Source organism: Burkholderia pyrrocinia, from assembly GCF_001028665.1.
Classification (GTDB): Bacteria; Pseudomonadota; Gammaproteobacteria; order Burkholderiales; family Burkholderiaceae; genus Burkholderia; species Burkholderia pyrrocinia.
This window is the reverse complement of record NZ_CP011504.1, coordinates 2,389,199-2,413,129: the sequence shown is the minus strand read 5'-3', so window position 1 is coordinate 2,413,129 and position 23,931 is coordinate 2,389,199. Positions and strand designations below refer to the sequence as shown.

Sequence of the window (23,931 nt, the reverse complement as noted above, 5' to 3'; positions counted from 1 at the left end):
GCTCAGAAACCGGCTTCGGGAAGTTTCGGGACGACGGGCATCACGCTCCGCGGCGATGCCCGCTTACAGCCACCCCGAAACGGCCATGTACGCACCGAGCGCAATCAGCCCGACGAAGAAGCAGCGCCTGAACGCCTTCTCGCTCATCACGCGCCGCGCGTATTGCCCGCCGGCCATTCCGGCCAGCGCCGGCACGAGTGCGAGCGCCGACACGCCGAGATCGACCGTCTGCAGCGCGCCCGTCACGCGCAACTGCAAGCCGAGTGCGATCGTCGATGCGGTAAACGACAGCCCGAGCGCCTGGATCAGGTCGTCCTTCGACAGCCGCAGCGCCTGCAGGTACGGCACGGCCGGCACGACGAACACGCCGGTCGCGGCCGTCACGACGCCCGTCAGATAGCCGACCACCGCCGACAGCCAGGTTTCGTGACGCCCCGGCGCGGGCAGCCGCGCGGCGGCCAGCCCCCACAGCCCGTAGGCGATCAGCACCACGCCGAGCGCCGCATGCGTCCATGTGCTGCCGGCCGCGAGCGCGGGCAGCCCGCCCGTCAGCGTGCCGATCGCGAGACCGGCGAGCAGCGGCCACAGGCGACGCAGCAGCGGCCCGAACGACGGGCCGAGCCACAACTGCCACACATTGGTGATGAACGACGGCACGAGCAGCAGGCTCGCCGCGGCCGACGGCGGCATCGCGAGCGTCAGCAACCCCATCGCGATCGTCGGCAGCCCGAGCCCGATCATTCCCTTCACCGCGCCGGCCAGCAGGAAAACCAGCACGATGATCGTCAGCGTATGAATTTGCATGGAAGGCGTTCCGTACGGTTGGGTTGAATACGGCGCCGATGGTGAACCGCCGTCGGCCCGCCCGCCATCTGGTTTTGCCTGAGGCTGGCTAGGGCCTGTCGGGCGGGCCTGTCAGGCCCGCCGTTCAGGCCCCGTGAATCCCCCCCGCGCCTGCTCGCTGTCGAGGTGAACCATCCGTGAAGCCGGATAGCGGTCACCGGCAGCCGCCCCGGCGGGAACCGCCGCTTCGATGCGCGCGAGATCATTGACCGTTAGTTGCAATTCAGGCGCACGCAATGCGTCCTGCGGTTGTGTGCGCTTGCGCGCGCCGATCAGCGGCACGATGTCGCCCATCCCGGAGAAATCGCCGGTGTCGAGCATCGTGATCCCGTTGTCGAGCGCCGCGTGCAGCGTCGCGATGCTTTCGTCGCGGTCGGCCGGCCCGTAGAAATCCGACATCCCCATGCAGCCGAGCGCGATCGCCGAAACCTGCGGGCCCGTGCGGCCCAGTCGACGCGTGTCCATGTCCGTTTCCTTCAAGTGGTGAGTGGATCGACCGGATTCTGGACGCATCGCGGTGCGCGATAAACGCGAAACGCTCCACCAAACCATTCGACGCTGATTAACAATGGAGCCTGTTCCCACCCGCCAACGCTCCCGCCCCGCATGGACCATCTGCAAGCAATGCGCATCTTCGCGCGCGTCGCCCATCTCGGCAGCTTCACGAAAGCGGCCGAGCAATTGCAACTGCCGCGTCCGACGGTCAGCAACGCCGTCCAGTATCTGGAAAAGCACCTGAATATCCGCCTGCTGCAGCGCACGACGCGGCGCGTCGCACTGACCGCCGAGGGCGCGACCTATTACGAGCGCTGCGCGCAGTTACTGCTCGATCTCGACGATGCGGAATCGCTGTTCGAGGATGCCCGCGAGTCACCGCGCGGCGTGATCCGCGTCGACCTGCCCGAGCGCTTCGCGCTGAACCAGGTGATCCCGGCACTGCCGGATTTCCACGCGCGCTACCGCGACCTGCGCGTCGTGATCAGCACGACCGACCGCTTCGTCGATCTCGTCGCCGACGGCATCGACTGCGCGGTGCGGGTCGGTGTGCTGTCCGACACGTCGCTCGTCGCACGGCGGATCGGCGAGATGACGCAGATCAACTGCGCGTCGCCCGCGTATCTCGCGCGCCACGGCACGCCGCGCTCGCCGGACGAGTTGCCCGACCACATCGCGGTCGGCTATTTCTCGAGCCGCACGGGCCGCGAGCTGGACTGGGAATATGCGGACATGGATTCGGGCGAGTTGCACACGGTGAAGATGCACAGCATCGTGTCGGTCAACAGCTCGCAGGCGTATCTCGCGTGCTGTCTCGCGGGCCTCGGGCTGATCCAGGCGCCGCGCGACGGGCTCGCGCCGCTGCTCGCCGACGGCTCGCTGGTCGAGGTGCTGCCGGAATGGCATGCGGAGCCGCTGCCCGTGTCGGTGGTGTTCCCGCACGGGCGCCATCTCGCGCCGCGCGTGCGGATCTTCGTCGACTGGCTCGCGGAAACGCTCGGCGGCTCGCGCCGGACGGACTGACGACGGCCGGCGCCAGGGCGGTCGGCCCCGGCCGCCGCGCGGTCAGAACTTGTGGCGGATCGCGGCGCGCACCGCGAACTGGTTCGACGATGCGGACGGGCCGTCCGTCCCGACGACGTAACCGCCGTCGGCCGCCGTGCCGGTCTTGTCGCCGCCGACCTTCTGCCACGCGCCCTGCAGATAGACGTCGGTGCGCTTCGACAGGCTGTAGTCGGCCATCAGGCCGACCGTGTGGTACTTCGGCTTGAACGAGCCGGCCGCGGCATCGAACTTGCCGTCCGTGTATACGTATTGCGCGCCGAGATAGAAATCGGGCGTGAGCTGGTACTTGCCGTTGATTTCGAAGTTCTGGAACTTCGTCGCGGTCAGCCCGAGGCCGGCGAACGTCGAGGCCGGCAGGTAGACGGTCGACACAGGGTTCTTCACGTCCGTCTTCGTGTAGACGAAGCCGACCGTTGCCGGGCCGAACGTGTAGTTGACGCCGCCGCCGAAGATGCGCAGGCGATCGGCGACGAAGTTCGCGTCGTCGGCCGCGATCGCGCCCGCGTTGCCGATGCCCGGGTTGTTCGCCTGCAGGTACGCGGCCGCGACCTGCAGCCCGGCCAGCGAATACTGCGCGCCGATGCTGTACTGGCGGTTGTTCGAGAAGCCGGTGCTGTTGCTGAAGCTGTACGTGCCGCCGAACGTCAGTCCGTTCCAGTCGGCGCTCGCATACTTGACCGTGTTGTTGACGCGGAACGAGTTGTCCGTGTTGTCGTTGTCGAACGGGTGCGAGAACAGCGTGCCGCCCCAGTTGCCGTTCGCGGTCAGCGGCGCGAGATAGTCGACGACGGAATCGTACTGGCGGCCGAAGGTCAGCGTGCCGAAGCGCGACTCGCTCAGCCCGACGAACGCCTGGCGGCCGAACATGCGGCCGCCCTGGCCGAGCCGGCCGTTGTTCACGTCAAAACCGTTTTCCAGCGTGAAGATCGCCTTGAGCCCGCCGCCGAGGTCCTCGGTGCCCTTCAGGCCCCAGCGGCTGCCCTGCGCAAAACCGCTCGCGAGCTGGTAATTCGTCTTTCCGACCCCATTGACGTTCACGTTGTTCGTGTAATTGATGCCCTCGTCGATCAGGCCGTACAACGTCACGCTGTTCTGGGCAAACGCCGGCGCGGCGAAAGCGGCGAGCGCGGCGGCAAAAATGACGTGCTTCTTCATGACGGATCTCCGGAGCCGAGGGCCGGGCAGGCGAGCGCCCGGCGAATTGTTTGGTCTGTTGTATGTGTGGCCCGCAGGGCGGACGACGCGGTGTGCGGCCGCGTGCAGACAAAATGGTGTCACGTCGCAAACCGTCCGTCCATCGGGGTAAGGAAACCGCGCGCAAAGCGTTGCGCTCTCCCAACTGCCCCGTTGCGCAGACAGCCTGACCGGGCTTATCGGCAGCGGCGGGCGGGCTCGCCATCCGCGTAAACCCGATCGGCGTCGCATCGGTGGCACAATGCGCATCCGTTCGCCATTTCTTCACGAAGTCATGCTTCACCCCGATTCATGCGCGGCGTGTGCCCGCCGCGCACGCGGCCCGCGCCGGGAGGCGGTCCGATGACCGCGCCTGCCCGGGCCGGCCGCTACGCCGAGCTCGATTTCTTCCGCGGCCTCGTGCTGCTCGTCATCGTCGTCGACCACATCGGCGGCAGCATCCTGTCGCGCGTGACGCTGCACGCGTACGCGCTGTGCGACGCGGCCGAAGTATTCGTGTTCCTCGGCGGCTTCGCGACCGCGATCGCGTACAACTCGCTCGCCGAGCGGCACGACGAGGCCGCCGCGCGCCAGCGCTTCATCCGGCGCGCGTTCGAGATCTACCGCGCGTTCCTCGTGACGGCCGGCCTGATGCTGCTGATCACGGCCGCGCTGAACGCGTTCGCGATCGACGGCCCGAACATGCCGACCAACGATCTCGACGGCCTGCTCCACAAGCCGCTCGCCGCGCTGCGCGACATCCTGCTGTTCCGCCGCCAGCCGTACCTCGCGTCGGTGTTGCCGATGTATGCGTTCTTCGCCTTGCTCGTCCCGCTTGCGCTGCCGCTCGCGCGCACGCAACCGTGGCTGATGCTCGCGTTCAGCGGATCGCTGTGGGTCGCGGCGCCGCACGTCGCGCGCTTTTTGCCGACCGTCGAAGGCGCGCCGTGGGACTTCAATCCGTTCGCGTGGCAGTTCCTGTTCGTGCTCGGCGTGATCGCGCGCTGCCAGCCTGTCTACCAGACGCTCGCGCCCAAACCGCAGGGCTGGCTGCTGACGGCCGTCTCGCTCGCGATCGTCGCAGCCGGCGCGTACTACCGGCTGCGCATCGAGCCGTTCCCGACCGATCCGTCGATCAAGCAGAACCTCGGCGCGCTGCGGCTCGTGAACTTCCTCGCGATCGCGTGGCTCGCGGCCAAGCTCGTGCACCTCGGCTGGATGAAGAAGGTCGCGCACGCGATGCCGTGGATCGGCACGATCGGCCGGCAGGGGCTGCTGTGCTTCGTCGCGGGCACCGGCATCTCGCTCGCGGTCGATTCGCTGCTTTACCAGGCGACCGAAGGCTATCTCGACGTGCCGCTCGGCCTGACCGCCGATGCCGTCGCGATAGGCCTGCTGTATCTCGTCGCCAAACTCTACGGGCCGCTCGTCGCGCGGCTGCCGTTCCGTTCGCGGCAATGACGCGCCGCGCCGTCATGCGCCGCTGCTACGATAGCCGGCGCCTCTCCTGAAACGCTTCGCCATGCGCCGACTCGCCCTTCCGTTCGCCGTCGCCCTGATCGCCGGCTCGATCGCCACCGCCCGCGCCACACCGCCCGCGCCGACGGTTTCGCCCGCGCCGCCGTTGGCCGCGCAAGCCGCCCAGGCCGCGCCGGTCACGCCGGCCGCCCAGGAGCCGCCGGTCAATCCGGGCAGCAGCGTCGTGCTGCGCACGTTCCGGTCGGCATCGCTGAAGCGCGACTGGTCGTACACGGTCTACCTGCCGCCCGGCTATAACCCGGAAGGCGCGCGCTACCCGGTGATGTACCTGCTGCACGGCAATGCCGGCAACGCAAACGACTGGATCACGCAGGGCCGGCTGCAGGCCACCACCGACACATTGATCGAGCGCCGCGAGATTCCGCCCGTCGTGATCGTGATGCCGCAGGGCGGCACCGACTGGTACGTCGACCGCAAGGAGAAGATGCAGAGCGCGTTCCTCAACGACCTGCTGCCCGAAGTCGAAGCGCACTTCGCGGTGTCGAACCAGCGCGCGGGCCGCGCGATCGGCGGCGTGTCGATGGGCGGTTTCGGCGCGCTGCGTTTCTCGCTGCTCGAACCCGGCCTGTTCTGCGGCGCGATGCTGCTGAGCCCCGCGATCTATGCGAACGAGCCGCCGCTCAATTCCGCCGCGCGCTATGTCGGCGTGTTCGGCGACCGGCAGTTCGACTCGCGCGTGTGGCACGAGCTCAACTACCCGGCGCTGATGCGCGGCTATTTCGCGCGTAGCTGGCGCGTGCCGATGTTCATCGCGGCCGGCGACGACGACCTGACGATCCAGGCCGAATCGAGCGTGCTGTACACGCAGCTGCGCCGTGCGCAGAACCCGGCCGAGCTGCGCATCGTCGACGGCGGGCATACGTGGGACGTGTGGCGCGGGTTGCTCGGGCAGGGGTTGAAGTACGCGCTCGAGTGCGTGAAGTGACGACCGGCCGATAACCGGCGAACGCAACACCTGTCGCGTCCGCCATCGGGCTCAAAGCCAGGTACCGCCCTGCCGCTCGCTCGGCTCATCGTCGAGCGCGTCGAAGTCGTGAATCCAGTCGAGGTGCTGCAGCACGCGATCGCGGTCGGCCAGACGCGCGTTGCGCGCCTGCGCGGCCGGCCCGTCGGGCAGGTGCAGCACGTCGGCCGCGGAGATCGATGCGTATTGCACCTTGCGCGTGCGGCCGCGCCGCAACCGCTCGTAGGCTTCCTGCGCCTCGCGCCACTTCCCGGGCCCGGCCTTCGCGAGCTGTGCCGCCAGCACCACCGCATCCTCGATCGACTGGTTCGCGCCCTGCCCGTGGTGCGGCACCAGCGCATGCGCGGCATCGCCGATCAGCGTCACGCGCCCGCGGCTCCAGCGGCCGAGCGGCGGACGGTGGAACAGCCCCCAGCGCTGGCTGATCGGCACCGCGGTGATCATCTGCACCACGGCCGGGTGCCAGTCGCCGAACACGCGCAGTTGCTCTCCCTCCTGAGCCGGCATGACCCAGTCGCGCGACGGCCACGGCGACGGCGACGGATGCCGCTCGACCAGCAGGAAGTTCTGGTCGCCGTTGTCGCCAATCGGATAGTGCAGCAGATGCCCGTGCGGCCCGACCCAGAACTGGATCGTGTCGGGATCGGGCAGCAGGTCCATGCGTGCGGCCGGCACCACGCCGCGAAAACCCGAGCAGCCCGAATACAGCGCATCGTCGTAGCCGAGCATCCAGCGCCGCGTGATCGAACGCGCGCCGTCCGCGCCGATCACGAGATCGGCGTCGACGCGCGTGCCGTTGTCGAACGACAGCGTCACGCGATCGGGCTGCTGCGCGAGATCGACCAGACGATGGCCGAGATGGATGCAGTCGGGACCGACCGCCTTCGACAGCACGGCCTGCAGATCGGATCGATGCACGCCCCAGTACGCGCCGCCGAATTGCCGGCGGTAGTCGGGCTCGCCGCGATGATGGCCGATCACCGCGCCGCTGCGCCCGTCGCGATACACGAGCCCCGGGATGTCCGCGCACACCGCATCGAAGGCCGCGCGCAAGCCCATGCGTTCGTAGAAGCGCGTCGCATTGGCCGACAGCGCGACGGCCGCGCCGACTTCGCGCAATTCATGGGTCTGCTCGTAGAGCTGCGCGTCGATGCCGTGCTCGCGCAATGCGAGCGCGAGCGTCAGGCCGCCGATGCCGGCGCCGACGATCGCAACCTTCAGATTCGTCTGCATGATGAAGGTGTCTCCGATATTTCCGTGTGGGGCCAGCGCCTTGCGCAGCGGCCATGTCGAGTGCATGGGCCGTATCGGTATTTTCAGGAGTGGACTTTCATCCCGCAATAAAATGAAATGAATCTGCTTCATCACGGAATGCAATGAACCGGGCACCGCGAAACCCATGGAACTGAGCGAGATCGACCTCAACCTGCTGCTGCTTTTCCAGCGGCTGATGCAGGAGCGGCGCGTGTCGAGCGTCGCCGAACAGATGAACATGAGCCAGCCGGGCGTCAGCAACGCGCTCGCGAAGCTGCGCCGCCGGCTCGGCGATCCGCTGTTCGTGCGCGGGCCGGGCGGCGTCGTGCCGACGCCGTTCGCGCTGCGCCTGGCCGAACCCGTGTCGCATGCGCTGGCGACGCTGCACGCCGCGCTGAATCCCGAGACCGGTTTCGATCCGCTGCGCGCCACGCGCACGCTGACGATCGGCATGACCGATATCGGCGAAGTCGTGTTCCTGCCCGCGCTGCTCGAACACCTCGCGCGCGCGGCGCCGGGCATCGCGCTCAATACCGTGCGCAACACGAGCGTCAACCTCGGCGACGAAATGGCCGACGGTCGTGTCGATCTCGCGATCGGCCTGCTCCCGCAGCTCAAGGGCGGGTTCTATCAGCGCCGGTTGTTCGATCAGCGCTACGTGTGCCTGTTCAGGTGCGGCCATCCGCTCGAGGAAGCGGCGCTGACGGTCGACGCATGGCGCGACGCCGAACATCTGGTCGTGGTGTCGGCCGGCACCGGTCACGGGCAGGTGGACGAATGGCTGCAGCGGCGCCGCGTGAAGCGCCGGGTAAGGCTGACGGTGCCGCATTTCATGAGCGTGGGCTACATCCTGCAGCGCACCGACCTGATCGCGACGGTGCCCGAGCATCTCGCGCAGCAGCTCGCCGCGCCGTTCTCGCTCGGCTGGCGTGCGCTGCCTGTCACGTTGCCCGGTGCGCCGATTCACATGCTGTGGCACACGCGCGTCAATCAGGATGAAGGCAACCGCTGGCTGCGCGACGTCGTGGTCGACCTGTTCGCGGAGACGGGCGCACGAGCACGGAAGGCCGCGACTGGCCGGAAGAAATGATCGCCTTCGCCGCGTGGTCGGACACGAGTACCGATATCGCTCGAATCCGTGCGCCGCGCAACTCGACTACATTGCCGAAGGGCTGACGACATCGAACCTCGGCCGCCTCGTTCCTCACTCAACCCGCAGGAAATCAAGCCATGTCTGTCTCGAAGAAATTCGCCGCCGTTACGGGCGCCGGCTCCGGCATCGGTCGGGCAGCAGCAATCGCGCTCGCACAGGCCGGCTTCACCGTCGCGCTGCTCGGGCGCACGGAGGCCTCGTTGCGAGAAACGCAGGACACCATCCGCGCCGCTGGCGGCGACGCGCACGCGTTTCCCGCCGACGTCACCGACGAGGCGTCGGTCGACCGCGCGTTCGCGCAGATCGCGCAGCAATTCGGCCGGCTCGACGTCCTGTTCAACAATGCCGGACGCAACGCCCCGGTCGTGTCGCTCGACGAATACGACCTCGACGTGTGGAACAGCGTCGTCGCGACGAACCTGACCGGCGTCTTTCTGTGCGCACGGGCCGCGTGGCGCGTGATGAAAGCGCAGACGCCGCAAGGCGGCCGGATCATCAACAACGGCTCGATCTCGGCGCACGCGCCGCGCCCCGATACGATCGCGTACACGGCCACCAAGCATGCGGTGACCGGGATCACGAAATCGCTGGCGCTGGACGGCCGCCGGTACAACATCGCATGCGGCCAGATCGACATCGGCAACGCGGCGACCTCGCTCACGGAACGGATGACGCAAGGCGTCCCGCAAGCGGACGGCAGCCTCGCGCCCGAGGCGCGGATGGACGTCGCGCATGTCGCGAACGCAGTCGTCCAGATGGCGAACCTGCCACTCGACACGAACATCCTGAACATGACGATCATGGCGACCGCGATGCCGTTCGTGGGGCGCGGATAGCGCGCGCTGCGGGCGAAGGCGCGTTGCGCGCGCCGCACCGGCCGATTCTTCGGAACCCGATCACCGGGTCGCCGTGCAGTATCGCTCCAGGCGCTTCGCGACTTCGTCGATCACCTTGACGGGGGCGACTTCCAGCTGCAAATCATGCGTTGTCAGCACCCTCGCGAACAGATGGAATGCGTCGCCGTCGAAATGGAAATGCCCTTGGCAACCCGAGGAAAACGCGTGGTTTGCGATCTTTTCCAGGTCCTTGTACGAAGCGTCCTCGACATCCCCGTATCCGTATTCGCACAGGATGCCCGTGGCGATCACGGTCCTCATCAGGACCTGAAGCGCGACAAGCGACCCCACCCCGGCATGCAGCGCTTCGAGCTGAAGGTGATACTCCAGCGACAAGGCATCCCGTATCGGCCTCGGCAAGGGCAGCAGTTCCGTTTTCGCCTCGCGTTGCGCGCGGCTGGACTGACTGAGACGATGGGCCCATTTATTCACGTTCCATTCCACCGGCAATGCGCCGCCTCGACGGCCACGACTACGCGGTGCCTCCGACGGTCATTTCATCCACCCTCACGGTCGGTTGGCCCACGCCCACCGGGATCGACTGCCCCGCCTTGCTGCACGTCGCCCTGCCGGGATCGCAGGCGAGATCGTTGCCGACCAGGCTGATGTTCCGGATGGTGTCGGGGCCGTGGCCCGTGATCGTCGCGCCCTTGACCGGCGCGGTGATCCTGCCGTTTTCGATCAGGTAGGCCTCGGATGCCTCGAAGACGAACTGACCGCTCGTGATGTCGACCTGCCCGCCCTCGAGACCCGACACGTAGATACCGTTGCGTACCGACTCGATGATTTCCTGCGGCTCGTGGTCCCCGTTCAGCATGAACGTGTTCGTCATGCGCGGCATGGGCGGCGACGCGTAACCCTCGCGGCGGCCGTTTCCGGTCGGCTCCATTCCCATCAACCTCGCGCTCAGCGCATCCTGCATGTACGCGCGCAGCACGCCGTTCTCGATCAAGGTCGTGCGCCGCGTCGCGCACCCTTCGTCGTCGATATTCAAGGAACCGCGGCCCCCCTGGAGCGTTCCGTCGTCGACGATGGTCACGTTCCCGGACGCCACCTTTTCGCCGAGGCGTCCCGCGAAGGCGGACGTCCCGCGGCGCACGCCGTCGGCTTCCAGTCCATGGCCGACCGCTTCGTGCAGCAAGACGCCATTCCAGCCCGGGCCGACCACCACCGTCATTTTTCCGGCCGGCGCCGGCCGCGCCTGCAGCTTCGTGAGGGCGGCCGTCACACGCTCCCGCACGAAGGTACGAAGTTCGTCGTCATCCCACGTCCGGATGCCATAGCGCCCGCCGATCCCTCCGCTCGCGCTCTCCACGCGCGCGCCGGACCTGACGCGCACGTTGATCCACAAGGCCAGTTGCGGACGCACATCGCCGCCACTCAGGCCGTCGCATCGGGCGATCCAGATCGTTTCATGCACGGCGCTCAGCACGGCATGCACTTCGATCACGCGCGGGTCGGCGGCCCGGGCGATCTCGTCGAGCGTCTTCAGCAGCGCGATCTTGTCCGCTCCCTCCATCGTCCGCAACGGATGAGCCGGGTCGTAGAACGACCGTGCCGTTGCAACCGGCCTGCGCTGCATCGCTGCCGAGCCGTCACGCGACATGCCGCTTCCGGTTTCGCTAAGTCGCGACGCAACATGCCGGAGCGCGATCGCGTCGATGCATTGCGAACTCGCCAGCGTCGCCTGCTCTCCCTTCAACACGCGCAGTCCGAAGCCGCTATCGCAACGATACGAACTCGCGCGCACGGCCCCGCCTTCCAGCGACCAGGATTCCGCGGTCGTTTCCTTGAGGAAGACATCCGCAAAGTCCCATCGCTGGCCGAGGGCGATGCCCATCGCGGAAAAAAGCGCCGTTTCGTCGATGCCATGCCGGTCCAGCAGCGCGTGCCGCGCCAGCGTGCGGATCTCCTCGCGGGCAGGCCGCAATACCTGCCGCTGCTTCATGTCACTCATGTTTCAAGCTCCCCCGATCTTCATTGCATCGATCAGCCACGATCCGGAGGTCGCCCATCCCCTCGTCAACGCGTCGCTGCCGATCGCCTGTAGTCCGCCGAACATCCGGCGGAGATTCGACGCTATCGTGATACCGCTCACCGGGAAGCGGATCTCGCCGTCTTCCACCCAGAACCCCTTGGCACCGCGGGAGAAATCCCCGGTCAGGCGGTTCACGCCGCCGCCGACCATCTCCGTGACCAGAAGTCCGCGATGCAGCTTCCTCAACATCGCGGCGAAGTCGTCGCCGGGCCGGGTCCGTGTACTGCGCATGTCGAGGTTGTGAGGCCCGTAGCCGTTGCCGGTGGGCGTCAGGTTCAAGCGGCGCGCCGCATAAAGCCCGAGAAACAGCCCGCGCAGGCGGCCGTCCTCCACCACCTTGCGGCGCCCGCCCGGAATGCCGTCGCTGTCGAAGCAGCGGCTGGCCATCCCGCGCCTGACGAACGGATCCTCGTCAAGCTGGACATGCGGCGGAAACAACGGCGCGTCGATGTCATCCTTCAAGAACGATCCGCTCCGGTAGAGCGCATCTCCCGATGCCGAGGACACCAGTTCGGCCAGCAGCCCCAGCGATGCCGACGGCTCGAACAGAACCGGGCATTGCTGCGTGGGGACTTGCGTCGCGCCGAGCGCGTCGATGGCTCGCCTGGCGGCCAGTGCCCCGACCTCCTCCGGTTTCGCGAGATCGTCGAATGCGCGACTTGCATCGCCCCAGAAACCGATCTGCTTCTCGCCGGCGCCGAATGCGACGGGCGCACATGCGATCGAATGGACGGACCACGGCGCCGTCGCATGGAACCCCGCCGACGTGGCCAGCAATGACATGCCCGACATCGTTCTCACCGTCACGCCCTTCGACGCCTTGATCGACGGGTCATGTGCGAACGCCGCATCCTCGGCGCGTTGCGCATGGGCACCGATATCGTCGAGCGACCAATCCAGCGGGTGATGGAGATCGAGATCGGGAAAGTCCCTGGCCAACTGGCTCGAATCGGCGAATCCGGCCGCGGGATCGGGCTCGGTTGCGGCGGTACTCTCGATCGCCGCGCGAACGATCTTTTTCAGTCCGTCGTCCGACAGGTCCGACGATTTCGCGAAAGCACGTTTTCCGTCGCGCAACACCGTCACCGTCATCTCCAGGGTGCCGCAAAAACTGCGTTCCGTCTGTACCCGGTTCGTCACGGTCACGGCGCTCGATTCGGCGGCCTCGATCTCCACGCGCGTCCCCTCCGCGCCCGCCTGTCGCGCGAACGCGATCACACGCTCCGCCGAACTCGCCAGTTCAGCGACAACGGTTTGCAACTGCGTACTGCTCGATTGCATCAGCCTGCTCCTCCGCCATGCGGCATCGTGTCGTCGAATGCGTCAGGCGGTCTGCCCGGTGAGCTCGATCAGCATGTCGCCGATCGCGCTGCCCCGCTCGGCCGCGGCAAGATGGCCGTCCTCGTAATAAGACAGGAAACGCCCCACGAGTTGAGGATCGACCTCCGCCGCCCGCTCCATCAGCGCGCTGCCCCGCGGCGGCTCGACGCCGGCGTCGATTGCCTGCTTGAAGACCCCTTCCGCCAATTGATTCAAGCGCGCATCGTCCTGCGCGCCCCAGTTGCATTTGACCTGAAGCCATTTCCGCACGGAGCTGCAAAGTGAAAAGACGAATTCCTTCAAGACGTCCGGATTCCGGGCCAACGACGACGAAGCGGCCTCCAGCACCTCGGCGGCCACGGCAGCACTCCCGTCGCCGAGTTCGGCCGCCGCCTCCCTGGATGCCTGTCGGACGTCCGCCCAGTTCGCGTCCGCCACAGGAGCGCCGTCCGTTTCCGCCGCGTGCAGCGAAACCAGCTCGTCACGAATCGCCAGCAACCTCGATTCCCCCTCCAGCGTGTCCGAGACGATCCGGCTCGACAGGATCGACACCAGCAGCCGGCCGGGCAGCGTCGAGAGATTCGCGCCGACCGGCACGCTTTCCAGCCAGTCCGCCACGAACAGCGCCGCCTTGAAATGGGTGCCTCGATAGCTCGACAGGACCGTCACTGCCTCGACCACATCGGTCGGCATGCCCAACACGGATGCGCACTCGTCCGGATCATGCGAGTCGGCAACGAATTCCAGTGCGCCGCTGATCTTGTCCGGCCACATGGGGGTGTCGAGCGCGGCTTGCTTGTGTTCCAGATAGTCACGTAACCGTGCGATGCGCACCGCTTTCATCTGCGGATCGCCGCCGAACGCGCATAGCGTGATTTCAGGCTTCGCCAGTTGCGTGGCGGTTCCCAGGTGCGCGTCGAGATAGCTCGCCAGTTGCGTGGCCGAGCGGTTCCCCACGATGCGACCCGTCTCCTGGCCGCCGTTCATGAGCACCAGGGCGGGAATACCGCGCACGCCGAAGCGCTCGCGCAAGGCGGGATGTTCGTCGACGTTGACCTTGACGATGTCGACCTTGCCCTCGAAGTTCTGCGCCACCTTCTCGAGCGTCGGCGCCAGCGCCTTGCACGGCCCGCACCACTCGGCCCAGAAGTCGATCAGCACCGGGCGACTGTTCGTCATCACATCGGCCTCGAAGCTCGCTTCGGTCACGCTTTTCAAATCGCTCATTTCACATCCCTATTCGTTGGTTCGGTTTCATCGGATGCCGGGTACCGGCATGGCGGGACCTTGCGACGGCATCCGGGCCTCATGCCGGGAAAGCAGACGGAGCCGGGCCGGTCAGGCCGGCCGCGACCGCGGATGCCCGTTCCGGCGAAAAGTCGATGGTCTGCTGATGAAAGGCCAGCAACGCCTGTCGATGCGCGACGCTGAGGATCGTGGCCTGAGGTAGCCAGTCGATCAGCAGTTGGTAGAGCGTTCGCTCGCTCTCGGTGTCGAGCGCCGACGTGCATTCATCGAGAAATATCGTGGTCGGGCGGGCCAGCAACACGCGTGCGAACGCCACCCGCTGCTGCTCTCCGCCGGAAAGCCGGTCGCTCCAGCGATCGGCGTCCAGCATCGATGCAACGTGCGCATCGAGGCCGCATGCGCGCAGGACGTCCGCGCATTGGCCGTCGGTGTAGGTCGATTCCTCGTGCGGATAGGCGATCGCCGCCTTCAACGTGCCGACGGGAATGTAGCTGCGCTGCGGAACGAACATCGTTCCTTCGGCACTGCAGGTGACGCTGCCCTCGCCGTACGGCCAGAGGCCCGCGAGCGCTCTGAGCAGCGTGCTTTTCCCGCTTCCGGAGCGCCCGCGGATCAGACAGCGCGAACCGGGTGCGAGCGAGAAGTCGGGCACACGGGCAAGCTCAGCGCCGGCTGCGTCGCGCAGAACCAACCCCTGGGCGCCTACGGCTCCGCGCTCGCCGGCGGTCAACACGACGTTTCCCCGCGAATCCAGCGCGTTCACGTAGAGAAATTCCCGAAGCCGGTTCGCTTCGGCGCGCCACGCGGTGAATCCCAGATAGGCCTGGGGAAAGAATGCCAGCGAGCTCGACACGGAATTGAATGCGCTATTCGACTGCATCAACCCGCCCAGCGTCAGCCCGCCCTGCGTCAACTGCGGCAAAACCAGCAGGGTAGGCACCACCGAACTGAACTGCCCGACGATATTGCTAAACAGCGCGACCCGTGTGTTGACCCACAGCAGCGTATAGAGATTCGAAACGACGAGGCGGAAGGCGCCGTTCAATCGCGTGCTTTCCGCGCCGCTCCCATCGAAGAAGGCGATCTGCTCGGCGAATTCACGCACCCGCACCATCAGCACGCGGAAGTCGCCCTCCACGCGGTTCTGCTTGGCGTTGAGGGTGATCAGGCGCCGCCCCAGCAGATGGGTCGCGCCGAAAATCACGCCTTGATAGAGAAAAACGGCATAGACCAGGTATCCATGGATGCTGAATTCGTGTCCGCCGATATCGAGGTTCAGCGAACGCCCGATCGACCACAGGACCACGCTGAAGCTCACGATGCTCACCGGTACCTGCAGCACACCCGTCGCCAGCAACAAGGTGTCCTTGACGAACAGCTTCGCATCCTCTGCGATACGCTGATCGATGTTCTCGAGCGCGCGGTCGCGTTCGATGCGGTAGTAGGTATGGCTGGCCAGCCACTGATCGGCCAGCCAGGTCGTCAGCCATCGCCGCCAGCGAATCTCGACGATCGATTGCATCACCACCGTGGACACCGTCAGCGCGGCGGCGGCCATCGACACCAGCAGGAATTGCAACAGCAACTGCGGCAGCGCCGGAAACCTGCCGGATCCCACCGCGTCGTAGAACGTGCCGGTCCATCGATTGAGCCAGACCGCGATATAGGTATGGCCCCAGCCCGCGCCGAGTACATAGGCGAGCATCAATGCCGACAGCATGCCCTCCCGGGTGGTCCAGTACGGTTTGATCAGCTTCCAGACGGTGGGAAAGTGACGTCTGGCGTCCGGATCCTCGGCCCGGTCCGTCGGGCATGCCCGATTCCCGATCATTGCTGGCCCTTGGTCGGTTGCATGACGAAATTGATCTTGTTCAGCCCGCCGCCCTGCAACGCCGCGAGTATCGTGGCGACCTTCCCGTATTCGACGTGCTCGTCGGCATTGATGTTGACGGCCGGTGGATCGCCCTGCTTCGACGCCGCCTCGACACGCAGCTTCAGCGCCGCGTCGTCGACCACATCCTTGTTCCAAAGCACGGTCTTGTCAGCCGTGATCGACAGGTCGATGTCCTGCGTTTTCGACTGGGCGGGCTGGGCCGCGGCCTTGGGCAGATCGACCTTCACCGCCTTGTTGATGACCGGCAGCGTCACGATGAAAATGATCAGCAGAACCAACATGACGTCGATCAATGGCGTCATGTTGATGTCGTTCATCACGCCTTCGTCGTTGTTGCCATCCATGAGAATCGACACGATAGGCTCCCGGTCAGGCGGCGGCGTTGACGCGCTTGCTCGTCGCCGGCGCCGCAGGCACCGGGCGAACGTCGCAGCGGGCCTTGGCGCCCGTCACGAAGTACACGTGCAACTCGTGCACGAACCGGTTCAGCCGATGGCTCACCCGCTTGTTGCCTCGATTGACGTAGTTGAATCCGAGCACGGCGGGGATCGCCACGAACAGGCCGATCGCCGTCATGATCAGCGACTCGCCGACCGGGCCCGCGACATGATCGAGGCTGGCCTGTCCCGACACGCCGATGGCCATCAGTGCGTGATAGATGCCCCACACGGTCCCGAACAGGCCGACGAACGGCGCGGTACTGCCGATCGACCCGAGGATGGCCAGGCCGTTCTGCAGGCGGGCAACCTCGTCGTCGAAGGCGTTGCGCAGGCCGCGCGCCACCCATTCGCTGCTGCTGAGGCTGCCTTGCAGCGACGCGTCGCCGCCGGCCTGCTGGTCGTTCGCCTCGCGGCCGGCAAGGGCCACGGCGCGATACGGATTGTCGGTGCCGTCGCCCAGCGCCTCGATGCCGTCATCGAGCGACGGCGTGGACCAGAAGCGCGTCTGCGCACGCTTGCCCATGACCTCGAGACGTCGATTCGCCAGGCCCTTGGTCACGATGACGAACCACGACACGATCGACATGCCGAGAAGAAAGACGAAGATGAACCGGGTGATGAAGTCGCCCTGCTGCCAGACGTTGGCGATGCCGTACTGTTCCATTTTTTGCTCCGTAGATTCCAGGTCAATCATTCAGGTTGAAGGCGATCGGCTGCTCGGCCTCTACGGCACGGGCAATACCGGCGGTCGTGTAGGGCTGGCAATGGCCGGCTTCGATCGCCGCCAGCGCGGCCGCATCCAGCAGCGGGTAGCCGCTGCTTTGCGCAACCCGCGCCGTCTTCACCACACCGTCCACGCCGATGTTCAGCCTCACCACCACCGTGCCTTGCTGCTCCAGCCGCCGGGCCTTCGGCGGATAGTCCGGCCGCGGGATACGGCAACCGAGCTGCTTGAGCTCCGCGCTGCTGATCTGCTTCGGGCTATCGAGCAGTTGGGGACCCGGCGCGGGTGCGGGCGGTGTCGCAGCGGAGGGCGCGACCGCGCTGGGCACCGGTACCGGCGGCGCCGGCTCGACCGGTTTGACGGGCTCGGTCTTGGCTGGCGCGACGGTCCGGGCAGCAGGAGCCTCCGAGGAAAGCAAGGGTGCCGTCTTCCGCACCACCGGCTTTTCGACGGGCTTGGGTTCCGGCTTCCGCTGAGGCTCCTGCTTGGGCTTCGGTTCCGGCCGCGCGACGGGCTCGGGTGTCGGCGCGGCAACGAGCCTGACCTGAACCGACGCACCGGAGGCCCGGTCGGCCTCCAGCCTGATCAGGTCCACGCTGCGATGAACGATCAGATACAGCCCCAGTGCGTGCGCCAGCACGACCGCGCCCCCGATCGCCGCGCGCCGCCATCGCGCCCGCGAATGAGTGATGCGCTCAGGATTCGACATGCCGCCGCTCCACGGCCGAGTCTCGAGGGTGTCAGAAATCATAGGTGCCGGTGAGCATGATGGTCCGCTCCGGTCCCATCGGGATCAGGCTAGCGGTCGTGCTGCTGTAGTAGAGCTTGCGATTGAATACGTTCTTGACCGAAAGATTCAGGCCGTAACCCTTCTTCCGATAGAACACGCCGAGGTCCGTCTCCACCTGGCTGGGGATGCGGTACGCCGAGCCCGAACCGATGTACTGCCCGCTCGCGAAGAACAGCCCCGCGCCGACACCGAAACCCTGGAGCTTCTCGGAGCGGAAGTTGTAGGTCGCCCACAGGCTGGCGCTGTTCTTGGGCAGGTTCACCGCCAGCTTGCTGTTCGGCGGCTGCACGAAGTCGTTGTACGTGTAGCTGCCCACCACGTTGACACCGGGCAGCGGCTGCCCGGTAATCTCCGCTTCGAATCCGCGACTCACGGCGCCGCCGGCGGGAAGATAGAAGCCGCGATGGGCCGGGTCGGCAACGTTGTAATTGCTGAACGAGGTGCGGTAAGCCGAGGTCGTGATGGCCAGCTTGTCGTCCAGCAGGTTGAACTTCATGCCCACTTCGACCTGCTGGCTGGTTTGCGGGGGGAGCACACCGCCGCCGAATTTAAGCGCCGTGCCCGGCTGAAAGCCACGGTTGTAGCTGACGTAGGCGGCAACCTCGGACGTCAGTTCGTAGAGCAGGCCGAGGCTCGGGCTATACGCATTCTGATGGTTTCCCGGTGGTGGGTTACCGGCGTAGGTCGCATGTGTCAGATAGGTATCCCGGCGCACGGACGCGAGTGCATGGAAATTCTTGTAGGAGAACTGATCTTGTAGATACAAGCCGGTTTGGGTGAAGTAGGTAGTCCCATTCGGCATCAGGTTTCCCGTGTCGGAAGACGGAAGCGTAAATGAACCGAAGACATTCGGAATGGAAATGAATTTCGATGTCGTGGTGTCAGACTGATGCTGGCTGTAGCGAAGAACGTCCCAGCCAGCAATCACCGTATTTTTCGCAGCGCCGACATTGAACTTGGCGCGCAGGTAGTTCTGGAAGCTCCAACTGTAGAAATCCGAGAGCGAATCGAAATTGTGGAACAACACGCCGTTGGTCGCCGAGAGCGGCGTGGCCGTAGTCCAGGCTTGCTGCGTTTGTTGGGTCCGCGTATAGGAACCCTTGCTCACGAAGGTCAGCGCCGAGCCGAGCTTTTGTTCGAGATGAATGAAAATATTGTCCGTTTGCGCGCCGAAATGGTCGGACGGCGTGCCAAGCGGCTTGTCGATATAGTTTCGATAGATATCGCCGGCAGCATGGCCGAGCGTGAACTGGGGAACCGGCTCGCGGTAGACCGTGCGCTCATAGCCGACCGTCACATCCGTGGTCGAGTCCTTCCATTGCACAGTCGGCGCAAAGTAGAAATTTCTCTTGCCGTCATATCCCATCGAATTCTGGCCGACCCGTTCACCCGAGATGATGAAGCGATACCGGAGTTTCTTGTCGGCGGTGATCGCGCCCGTGCTGTCCAGCGCGATCTGGGTGTCGCCGTACGATCCGTAGCCCACCTGGATTTCATGAAACGGATCGGCCTGCGGCGTCTTCTTGACGAGATTGATGACGCCTCCCGGCGGACTGTTGCCATTCACGATGGCCGAGGGTCCCTTGACCACTTCCACGCTCGAGATGGCGATCGTCGGCGTAACGTTAGGGGCCGTCCCGACAGTCGCCAATCCATCCGACGTGAGGTTTTGCGCTACAAACCCGCGAATCGTGTAACTCGGCACGCCCAGCGGCCCCGGCCGCGTGACGACACCGGAAGCATTCCTCAGCACATCGGAGAGCGACTGAGCACCCTGGCTCTGGATCACCGCGGCATTGATGACGCTGACCGATTTCGGCGTCTCGCTCAGCGGCACATCCGAGCGCGCATAGGTGGAGGACGATTCCGCGACGAAGCCGGTACCGCCGGAATCCCGATTGGCCGCCACGCTGATGAGAGGCAACGTGGTATCCACCTGCGCCGTGGTCGCCCCGGCTGCGGCGGCGGCCGGCGCCGCTGAAACTCCCTTGGCATCCGTCTTCGCGTGAGCCAGCGTGTAACCGCCGTTCGCCGTCGGGACAAGGTCGAGGCCCGTGCCCTGCAACGCCTTGCGGATCGCGGCCTCGGCCGAATACGTGCCGTCCACCGGCGCCGATTTGAGCGACTGCACCAATGACGCGTCATAGCTCAACGGAAGCTGCGCGACCCGGGCGATCTCCACCAACGTGCGATCCAGCGGACCGCTCGGCAGATGATAGGTGTGTTGTTCCGCCTGCTGCGCATACGCCGCGGACACCATGAAAGTCTGGGCAACCGCCATTGCGATCGCCATTGCCGCAACGTTGCGAGCCATACCCTTGCCGTCGAACTTGATCCCCACGATGCACCCATCCCTAGTCGGTTGTATTTCGGCAAAACGCCTGTCTTGTCCCACACGATCGAGAAGTCGAGAAGCAGCGGTCAACCGCAACGGCATGCCTTCCCCCTTCACTCCCGGCTTCGCTCGAGGCCGCTGGCCCCGGCAGGCTTGCCGGCTCCTCATCCACATGAAAAAGTCTAGCGATCCTGCCCGGAATACTTTTTTGAAAGAATTCGTCCTTCGCGCCATTTCCGGTTTTTTATTCCCACCGACTGCGCCGTCTTTGAAAATTCAATCCAGCAGGCGGAATCCGCAGACAAGAAAATCAGCAAACGTAATCGAGGGGCAACCTCGTCGTATGCTTGATGGTCTCCATCGAGAAACTCGAACTCACATCGAAAATTTCCAGCTCGCTGATCAAGCGCTTGTACACGCCGTCATACCCGGCAATGTGCGGAACGACCACCTTCAGCAGGTAGTCGATATGACCGCTCATGCGGTACACCTCGATCACCTCGGGGATGTCGGCGACCACGTCGCAGAAGCGTTTGAGCCAGGCTGCGGTATGCTGCGCAGTCCTGATTTCGACGAGCACGGTCACGCCGACATTGAGCTTGTCGGCGTCGAGCAGGGCAACCCGGCGGGCGATGACGCCGTCCTGCTCGAGCTTCTGTATGCGGCGCCAGCAAGGCGTCGTCGACAAATGCACGCGATCGGCGATTTCCGCCACTGAAAGCGTGCTGTCCTCTTGCAGGACTGTCAGGATGGCCTTGTCGATATGGTCGATCACAGTTCCCCCCTTCGGGACAAGGTAAGCGTCGCAGGCATTCGGACGCCTTCATTTACCTTGTGCAACGAAGCGGGAAAAGTGACACCGGGAAAGAAAAATTTTTTCGCGCCCCGGCCGAACGGGGCGCGGCGTCAAGCCTCGGAGGCGACGGCCAGAACCTTGCCATACACGGCAAGGGAAAGTCCCAGGCCGTTGGCGAGCTGGTGCAGCGCCGCCTCGGCGTCGTTGAGCGGGAACACGCCGCTGACCCGGCGAGCGAGCGCGGCCTGCGGGAACCGGATATAGCCGCCGTAGTAGCGGCCCAGCGTCTCGAGGATGTCAGGCAGCGGCCGATCCAGGACGACGAGCGTGCCGCGGCTCCAGGCGAAGATGTCGGCGGCCGTCTCCGGCATGCGGGCAATGCGCCCCGGCGATAGCGACCAGACCGAACCATCGGCGATGCGGACGCTACCGCCGCGCGGTGTCGCAAGGGTTGCATCGCCGCCCTGCACCGCGACCACGGTGTGATATCGCAATGCATCGACGCTCAGGCGGGCGCGGCTCGTGATTGCCGTCCCGTCCCGCGTCCTCACGGCGAACGGCGAGCGGTTCGTCGTGGCGGGACTCGACAGGATCTGGCCGGACGCAAGATAGACGTCGCCGCGCGCGCCGTCCCGCGTCCAATAAACACGCGCCGATGCCCCGAGGACGATCGGCGTTCCGTCTTTCAGCGCCACGGCCTGCGGCGTCAGATCGCCATTGTGATAATCGGCGTCGAGCGAATAGGCCCGGACCAGTTCTCGCGTCCCGATCGCGGCCAGCGCCAGCGCGCCCACCCCGGCGCCAGCCTTCAACATGCGGCGCCGCGCACGAGACGGCGCGTTCAGCGCGCTTCGCACCGCCGTGCCGGGCGCGTTCCGCAGCGACGCAAACCGTGCCAGCCCTTCCTGGAGCCGTATCCACGCCGCTTCGTGCGCGGGATCGGCGCGGCGCCATGCCTCGAAGCCATCGCGATCCTGCTGCGTGGCGTCCTCGGCACGCAACCGGACCTCCCACTGAATGGCTTCCTCCGCGCACGAATCGACCGTGCCGGCGCCGCGCGCGGCATTCAACTGATCAGAAAGCATCGGGTAAGCGCCTGGGCGATGTATTTGCGAACCATGCTTGTCGAGACGCCGAGTCGAGCGGCAATCTCGGAATAAGTGAGGCCGTCGATCTGGCTGTAGATAAAGGCACTTCTCGCTTTCGGAGGCAATCCATCGAGCGCCTGATCGATCAGGAACAATGCCTGGGAAATCTCGACGATCGATTCGGCGGACGGCGCGAGGGGTTCCTCGGCATTGAGGAGCGCCTCATGATACGCGCGCTCGAGATCCCGGCGGCGCCACATCTCGAAGGTGAGACGCTGGGCGATGACGGTCAGCCACGCTCGAGGCTCGCGAATACCCGGCGGGTCATCGACGCCGGCAAGCGCCTCGAACGACGACGACGCCAGATCCTCGGCATCGGCCGGCGATCCGACACGCCGCAGCAGCTTCGCCTTCAACCATCCATAGCTGGCCCGAAACTCGTTGGCAAGCCAAACCGAGCGGGAACGAGCCGACTCGTCGTCGCTCCTTTCCAGTTTGTCGAGAGGCTGTGCTGCCGGGCCAGTGCTCATGTGCCAATTTCCAAAGCGATGGCGCGATGGGCGTGCACTGCAGGATGCCAATCATCTGCCGAAATGCAACGTCATGCCCCGCTAGATCGGTGTCGTAGTATGCCATTTCAAAATCGCCGCGTGCCGGCGCGATACCAATCCAGAACCCTGACGTCCGGGGCAGTCGTCCTTGACGCCGGGACGGCAAGGACGCCCCGATCACGTCGCCGAGCCGCAGGCCGCCCCGAATCATGCGCGCTCGACCGGCTGCGAGATATCGCTGCGGCGATTCGCCCGTGGATCCGTCGGAACATGACGACGCGCGCGCTGGCGCCGCGATACCCGAGATCCATCGCCACCGGCTCGCCTGCGTCAAATGCCGCCCATTGCCCGATCCATGTCGAGTCGGCAGCGAAGTCGAAGCGGCCGGGCGCAACATGCCCGGCCGCTGCCGTCACGGACGAACTCCGTTCGCGCGGGCCGTCAGTTTCGCCACGAGGACGTCGCCGAATTCCGGTGCCGACATCGGCTGCTGCCCCGTGATCAGTTCGCGGTCGACGACGACATTGCCGTGCCAGTTCGCCACCGTGTCGACGTGAGCGCCGGCTTCAGCCAACGCATTCACCGGATAGAACGGCACGTTGCCGCCAAGCCCGTTCGGCCCCTCGAGCTGCTGCTCCTCGCCCGTCGAGAAGACGGTCATCCGGTAACCGGCATACGGCCAGCCGGCCGCGAAGGCATTCGCCTTGCCGTCGTTGGCGGTCATCGATGCAACGAAGGCATCCGGATCGTGCAGCGTCGACAACAACACGATCGGCCCGTGACAGATGATCCCGGTGGGACGGCCGCTGTCATGGAAGCTGACCAGGATCTTGCCGAGATTCCGGTCCTTGAGCAGGTCGACCATCGGCGCATGGCCGCCGGGGATAAACAGGCCGACATAACCGTCGGTCCCCTCGGAGACGACGGACGCGAGCGTCTTCGGATGCTTCAGTTGCGCGATACCCTGCGCGTATTTCAGTGCATCCGCGCGCGCGGCATCGTCGCCGCCGAAAAACAGCTTGTTGTTCGAGTTCGCGTCCATCACCGGCATGTCGCCATTCGGATTGGCGATCACCGGCTCGTAGCCTGCCTCGACGAGCTTGCGGTACGGCACGACGAATTCGTTGAGGTAATAACCGGTCGAATATGTCTTGCCATCGCGCAGATCGAGCGCGTGAGCGCTCGACATGACAACCAGCACCTTGCCGCGCGACTGTGCCGACGCGCCCACCGGCAATGCAAACGCGGCCGACGTGGCGAGTACGGCAGCACCGATCTTGAGGATGTTCATCATCAAACCCTTCCGAAAAAATGAGTGAGCCGGT

Annotated in this window: 21 protein-coding genes and 1 pseudogene; 5 read left to right on the top strand and 17 right to left on the bottom strand. The window is 65.6% G+C overall.

Annotation, left to right across the window (positions count from 1 at the left end; genetic code table 11):
* Positions 1-63 precede the first annotated feature (63 nt).
* Both ABD05_RS26920 and ABD05_RS26915 read right to left on the bottom strand, forming a co-directional pair.
* Complete coding sequence (locus tag ABD05_RS26920) at positions 64-804, bottom strand: sulfite exporter TauE/SafE family protein (RefSeq protein WP_047903010.1); 741 nt, start codon at positions 802-804, stop codon at positions 64-66.
* Between the two features lie 111 nt (positions 805-915).
* Positions 916-1,308: an aldo/keto reductase gene (locus ABD05_RS26915; protein ID WP_047903009.1), complete on the bottom strand. Its 393-nt coding sequence runs from the start codon at positions 1,306-1,308 to the stop codon at positions 916-918.
* A gap of 141 nt (positions 1,309-1,449) precedes the next feature.
* Here ABD05_RS26915 and ABD05_RS26910 point away from each other — a divergent pair, with 141 nt between their 5' ends.
* Complete coding sequence (locus ABD05_RS26910; RefSeq protein WP_047903008.1) at positions 1,450-2,361, top strand: LysR family transcriptional regulator; 912 nt, start codon at positions 1,450-1,452, stop codon at positions 2,359-2,361.
* Between the two features lie 42 nt (positions 2,362-2,403).
* Here ABD05_RS26910 and ABD05_RS26905 read toward each other — a convergent pair whose 3' ends face one another.
* Positions 2,404-3,558: a porin gene (locus tag ABD05_RS26905; protein ID WP_047903007.1), complete on the bottom strand. Its 1,155-nt coding sequence runs from the start codon at positions 3,556-3,558 to the stop codon at positions 2,404-2,406.
* A 381-nt stretch (positions 3,559-3,939) separates the two neighbouring features.
* Between ABD05_RS26905 and ABD05_RS26900 the strand changes: the two genes are divergently transcribed.
* Positions 3,940-5,037, top strand: a complete 1,098-nt coding sequence (locus tag ABD05_RS26900) for an OpgC domain-containing protein (protein ID WP_047903838.1) — start codon at positions 3,940-3,942, stop codon at positions 5,035-5,037.
* A 61-nt stretch (positions 5,038-5,098) separates the two neighbouring features.
* A complete protein-coding gene (locus ABD05_RS26895) occupies positions 5,099-6,040 on the top strand; it encodes an alpha/beta hydrolase (protein ID WP_047903006.1) in 942 nt (313 codons plus the stop codon).
* Between the two features lie 51 nt (positions 6,041-6,091).
* On the opposite strand, the gene ABD05_RS26890 is transcribed toward ABD05_RS26895, so the two are convergent.
* On the bottom strand, positions 6,092-7,312 hold the full coding sequence (locus tag ABD05_RS26890) for an FAD-dependent monooxygenase (RefSeq protein WP_047903005.1): 1,221 nt from the start codon (positions 7,310-7,312) through the stop codon (positions 6,092-6,094).
* 166 nt (positions 7,313-7,478) lie between these two features.
* Between ABD05_RS26890 and ABD05_RS26885 the strand changes: the two genes are divergently transcribed.
* The gene (locus ABD05_RS26885) at positions 7,479-8,423 is read left to right on the top strand and encodes a LysR family transcriptional regulator (RefSeq protein WP_047903004.1); all 945 of its coding nucleotides are present in this window, start codon (positions 7,479-7,481) and stop codon (positions 8,421-8,423) included.
* A gap of 140 nt (positions 8,424-8,563) precedes the next feature.
* Positions 8,564-9,322 carry an SDR family oxidoreductase gene (locus ABD05_RS26880; protein WP_047903003.1) on the top strand — a complete coding sequence of 253 codons (759 nt, stop codon included), beginning with the start codon at positions 8,564-8,566 and terminating at the stop codon, positions 9,320-9,322.
* Positions 9,323-9,382: 60 nt separating this feature from the next.
* Here ABD05_RS26880 and ABD05_RS26875 read toward each other — a convergent pair whose 3' ends face one another.
* From ABD05_RS26875 to ABD05_RS26815, 13 genes and pseudogenes are all read right to left on the bottom strand, one after another.
* Positions 9,383-9,814 (bottom strand): Fis family transcriptional regulator, encoded by a 432-nt coding sequence (locus tag ABD05_RS26875; RefSeq protein ID WP_238594132.1) that lies wholly within the window; start codon positions 9,812-9,814, stop codon positions 9,383-9,385.
* A 40-nt stretch (positions 9,815-9,854) separates the two neighbouring features.
* Positions 9,855-11,330, bottom strand: a complete 1,476-nt coding sequence (gene tldD, locus ABD05_RS26870) for a metalloprotease TldD (RefSeq protein ID WP_047903001.1) — start codon at positions 11,328-11,330, stop codon at positions 9,855-9,857.
* A 12-nt stretch (positions 11,331-11,342) separates the two neighbouring features.
* Positions 11,343-12,701, bottom strand: a complete 1,359-nt coding sequence (locus ABD05_RS26865) for a TldD/PmbA family protein (protein WP_047903000.1) — start codon at positions 12,699-12,701, stop codon at positions 11,343-11,345.
* Positions 12,702-13,646: 945 nt separating this feature from the next.
* Positions 13,647-13,967 (bottom strand): annotated as a pseudogene (gene trxA / locus ABD05_RS39455) (thioredoxin); the annotation flags it as partial.
* 79 nt (positions 13,968-14,046) lie between these two features.
* Complete coding sequence (locus ABD05_RS26855; protein ID WP_047902998.1) at positions 14,047-15,819, bottom strand: ABC transporter ATP-binding protein/permease; 1,773 nt, start codon at positions 15,817-15,819, stop codon at positions 14,047-14,049.
* Positions 15,816-16,238: an ExbD/TolR family protein gene (locus ABD05_RS26850; RefSeq protein WP_082146233.1), complete on the bottom strand. Its 423-nt coding sequence runs from the start codon at positions 16,236-16,238 to the stop codon at positions 15,816-15,818. The genes ABD05_RS26855 and ABD05_RS26850 overlap by 4 nt, the downstream gene beginning before the upstream one ends.
* Before the next feature lie 13 nt (positions 16,239-16,251).
* On the bottom strand, positions 16,252-16,986 hold the full coding sequence (locus tag ABD05_RS26845; RefSeq protein ID WP_034187958.1) for a MotA/TolQ/ExbB proton channel family protein: 735 nt from the start codon (positions 16,984-16,986) through the stop codon (positions 16,252-16,254).
* 22 nt (positions 16,987-17,008) lie between these two features.
* Positions 17,009-17,755, bottom strand: coding sequence for an energy transducer TonB (locus tag ABD05_RS26840; RefSeq protein WP_238594131.1), 747 nt, complete (start codon positions 17,753-17,755; stop codon positions 17,009-17,011).
* Between the two features lie 31 nt (positions 17,756-17,786).
* Positions 17,787-20,150, bottom strand: a complete 2,364-nt coding sequence (locus ABD05_RS26835; RefSeq protein WP_047903837.1) for a TonB-dependent siderophore receptor — start codon at positions 20,148-20,150, stop codon at positions 17,787-17,789.
* A 331-nt stretch (positions 20,151-20,481) separates the two neighbouring features.
* The gene (locus ABD05_RS26830) at positions 20,482-20,946 is read right to left on the bottom strand and encodes an Lrp/AsnC family transcriptional regulator (protein WP_105392488.1); all 465 of its coding nucleotides are present in this window, start codon (positions 20,944-20,946) and stop codon (positions 20,482-20,484) included.
* A gap of 131 nt (positions 20,947-21,077) precedes the next feature.
* Positions 21,078-22,052 carry a DUF4880 domain-containing protein gene (locus tag ABD05_RS26825; RefSeq protein WP_047902995.1) on the bottom strand — a complete coding sequence of 325 codons (975 nt, stop codon included), beginning with the start codon at positions 22,050-22,052 and terminating at the stop codon, positions 21,078-21,080.
* Entirely contained in the window at positions 22,034-22,585 is a 552-nt protein-coding gene (locus ABD05_RS26820) for a sigma-70 family RNA polymerase sigma factor (RefSeq protein WP_047903836.1), read from the bottom strand. Before ABD05_RS26820 ends, ABD05_RS26825 begins: the two co-directional genes overlap by 19 nt.
* A gap of 433 nt (positions 22,586-23,018) precedes the next feature.
* Positions 23,019-23,900: a type 1 glutamine amidotransferase domain-containing protein gene (locus ABD05_RS26815; RefSeq protein ID WP_238594130.1), complete on the bottom strand. Its 882-nt coding sequence runs from the start codon at positions 23,898-23,900 to the stop codon at positions 23,019-23,021.
* Positions 23,901-23,931: the final 31 nt, after the last annotated feature.

Coding starts and splice junctions, on each gene's coding strand:
- ABD05_RS26920 (WP_047903010.1), bottom strand. CDS start 804: ATGCAAATTCATACGCTGACGATCATCGTGCTGGTTTTCCTGCTGGCC.
- ABD05_RS26915 (WP_047903009.1), bottom strand. CDS start 1,308: ATGGACACGCGTCGACTGGGCCGCACGGGCCCGCAGGTTTCGGCGATC.
- ABD05_RS26910 (WP_047903008.1), top strand. CDS start 1,450: ATGGACCATCTGCAAGCAATGCGCATCTTCGCGCGCGTCGCCCATCTC.
- ABD05_RS26905 (WP_047903007.1), bottom strand. CDS start 3,558: ATGAAGAAGCACGTCATTTTTGCCGCCGCGCTCGCCGCTTTCGCCGCG.
- ABD05_RS26900 (WP_047903838.1), top strand. CDS start 3,940: ATGACCGCGCCTGCCCGGGCCGGCCGCTACGCCGAGCTCGATTTCTTC.
- ABD05_RS26895 (WP_047903006.1), top strand. CDS start 5,099: ATGCGCCGACTCGCCCTTCCGTTCGCCGTCGCCCTGATCGCCGGCTCG.
- ABD05_RS26890 (WP_047903005.1), bottom strand. CDS start 7,312: ATGCAGACGAATCTGAAGGTTGCGATCGTCGGCGCCGGCATCGGCGGC.
- ABD05_RS26885 (WP_047903004.1), top strand. CDS start 7,479: ATGGAACTGAGCGAGATCGACCTCAACCTGCTGCTGCTTTTCCAGCGG.
- ABD05_RS26880 (WP_047903003.1), top strand. CDS start 8,564: ATGTCTGTCTCGAAGAAATTCGCCGCCGTTACGGGCGCCGGCTCCGGC.
- tldD (WP_047903001.1), bottom strand. CDS start 11,330: ATGAAGCAGCGGCAGGTATTGCGGCCTGCCCGCGAGGAGATCCGCACG.
- ABD05_RS26865 (WP_047903000.1), bottom strand. CDS start 12,701: ATGCAATCGAGCAGTACGCAGTTGCAAACCGTTGTCGCTGAACTGGCG.
- ABD05_RS26855 (WP_047902998.1), bottom strand. CDS start 15,819: ATGATCGGGAATCGGGCATGCCCGACGGACCGGGCCGAGGATCCGGAC.
- ABD05_RS26845 (WP_034187958.1), bottom strand. CDS start 16,986: ATGGAACAGTACGGCATCGCCAACGTCTGGCAGCAGGGCGACTTCATC.
- ABD05_RS26840 (WP_238594131.1), bottom strand. CDS start 17,755: ATGTCGAATCCTGAGCGCATCACTCATTCGCGGGCGCGATGGCGGCGC.
- ABD05_RS26835 (WP_047903837.1), bottom strand. CDS start 20,150: ATGGCTCGCAACGTTGCGGCAATGGCGATCGCAATGGCGGTTGCCCAG.
- ABD05_RS26825 (WP_047902995.1), bottom strand. CDS start 22,052: ATGCTTTCTGATCAGTTGAATGCCGCGCGCGGCGCCGGCACGGTCGAT.
- ABD05_RS26820 (WP_047903836.1), bottom strand. CDS start 22,585: ATGAGCACTGGCCCGGCAGCACAGCCTCTCGACAAACTGGAAAGGAGC.
- ABD05_RS26815 (WP_238594130.1), bottom strand. CDS start 23,900: ATGATGAACATCCTCAAGATCGGTGCTGCCGTACTCGCCACGTCGGCC.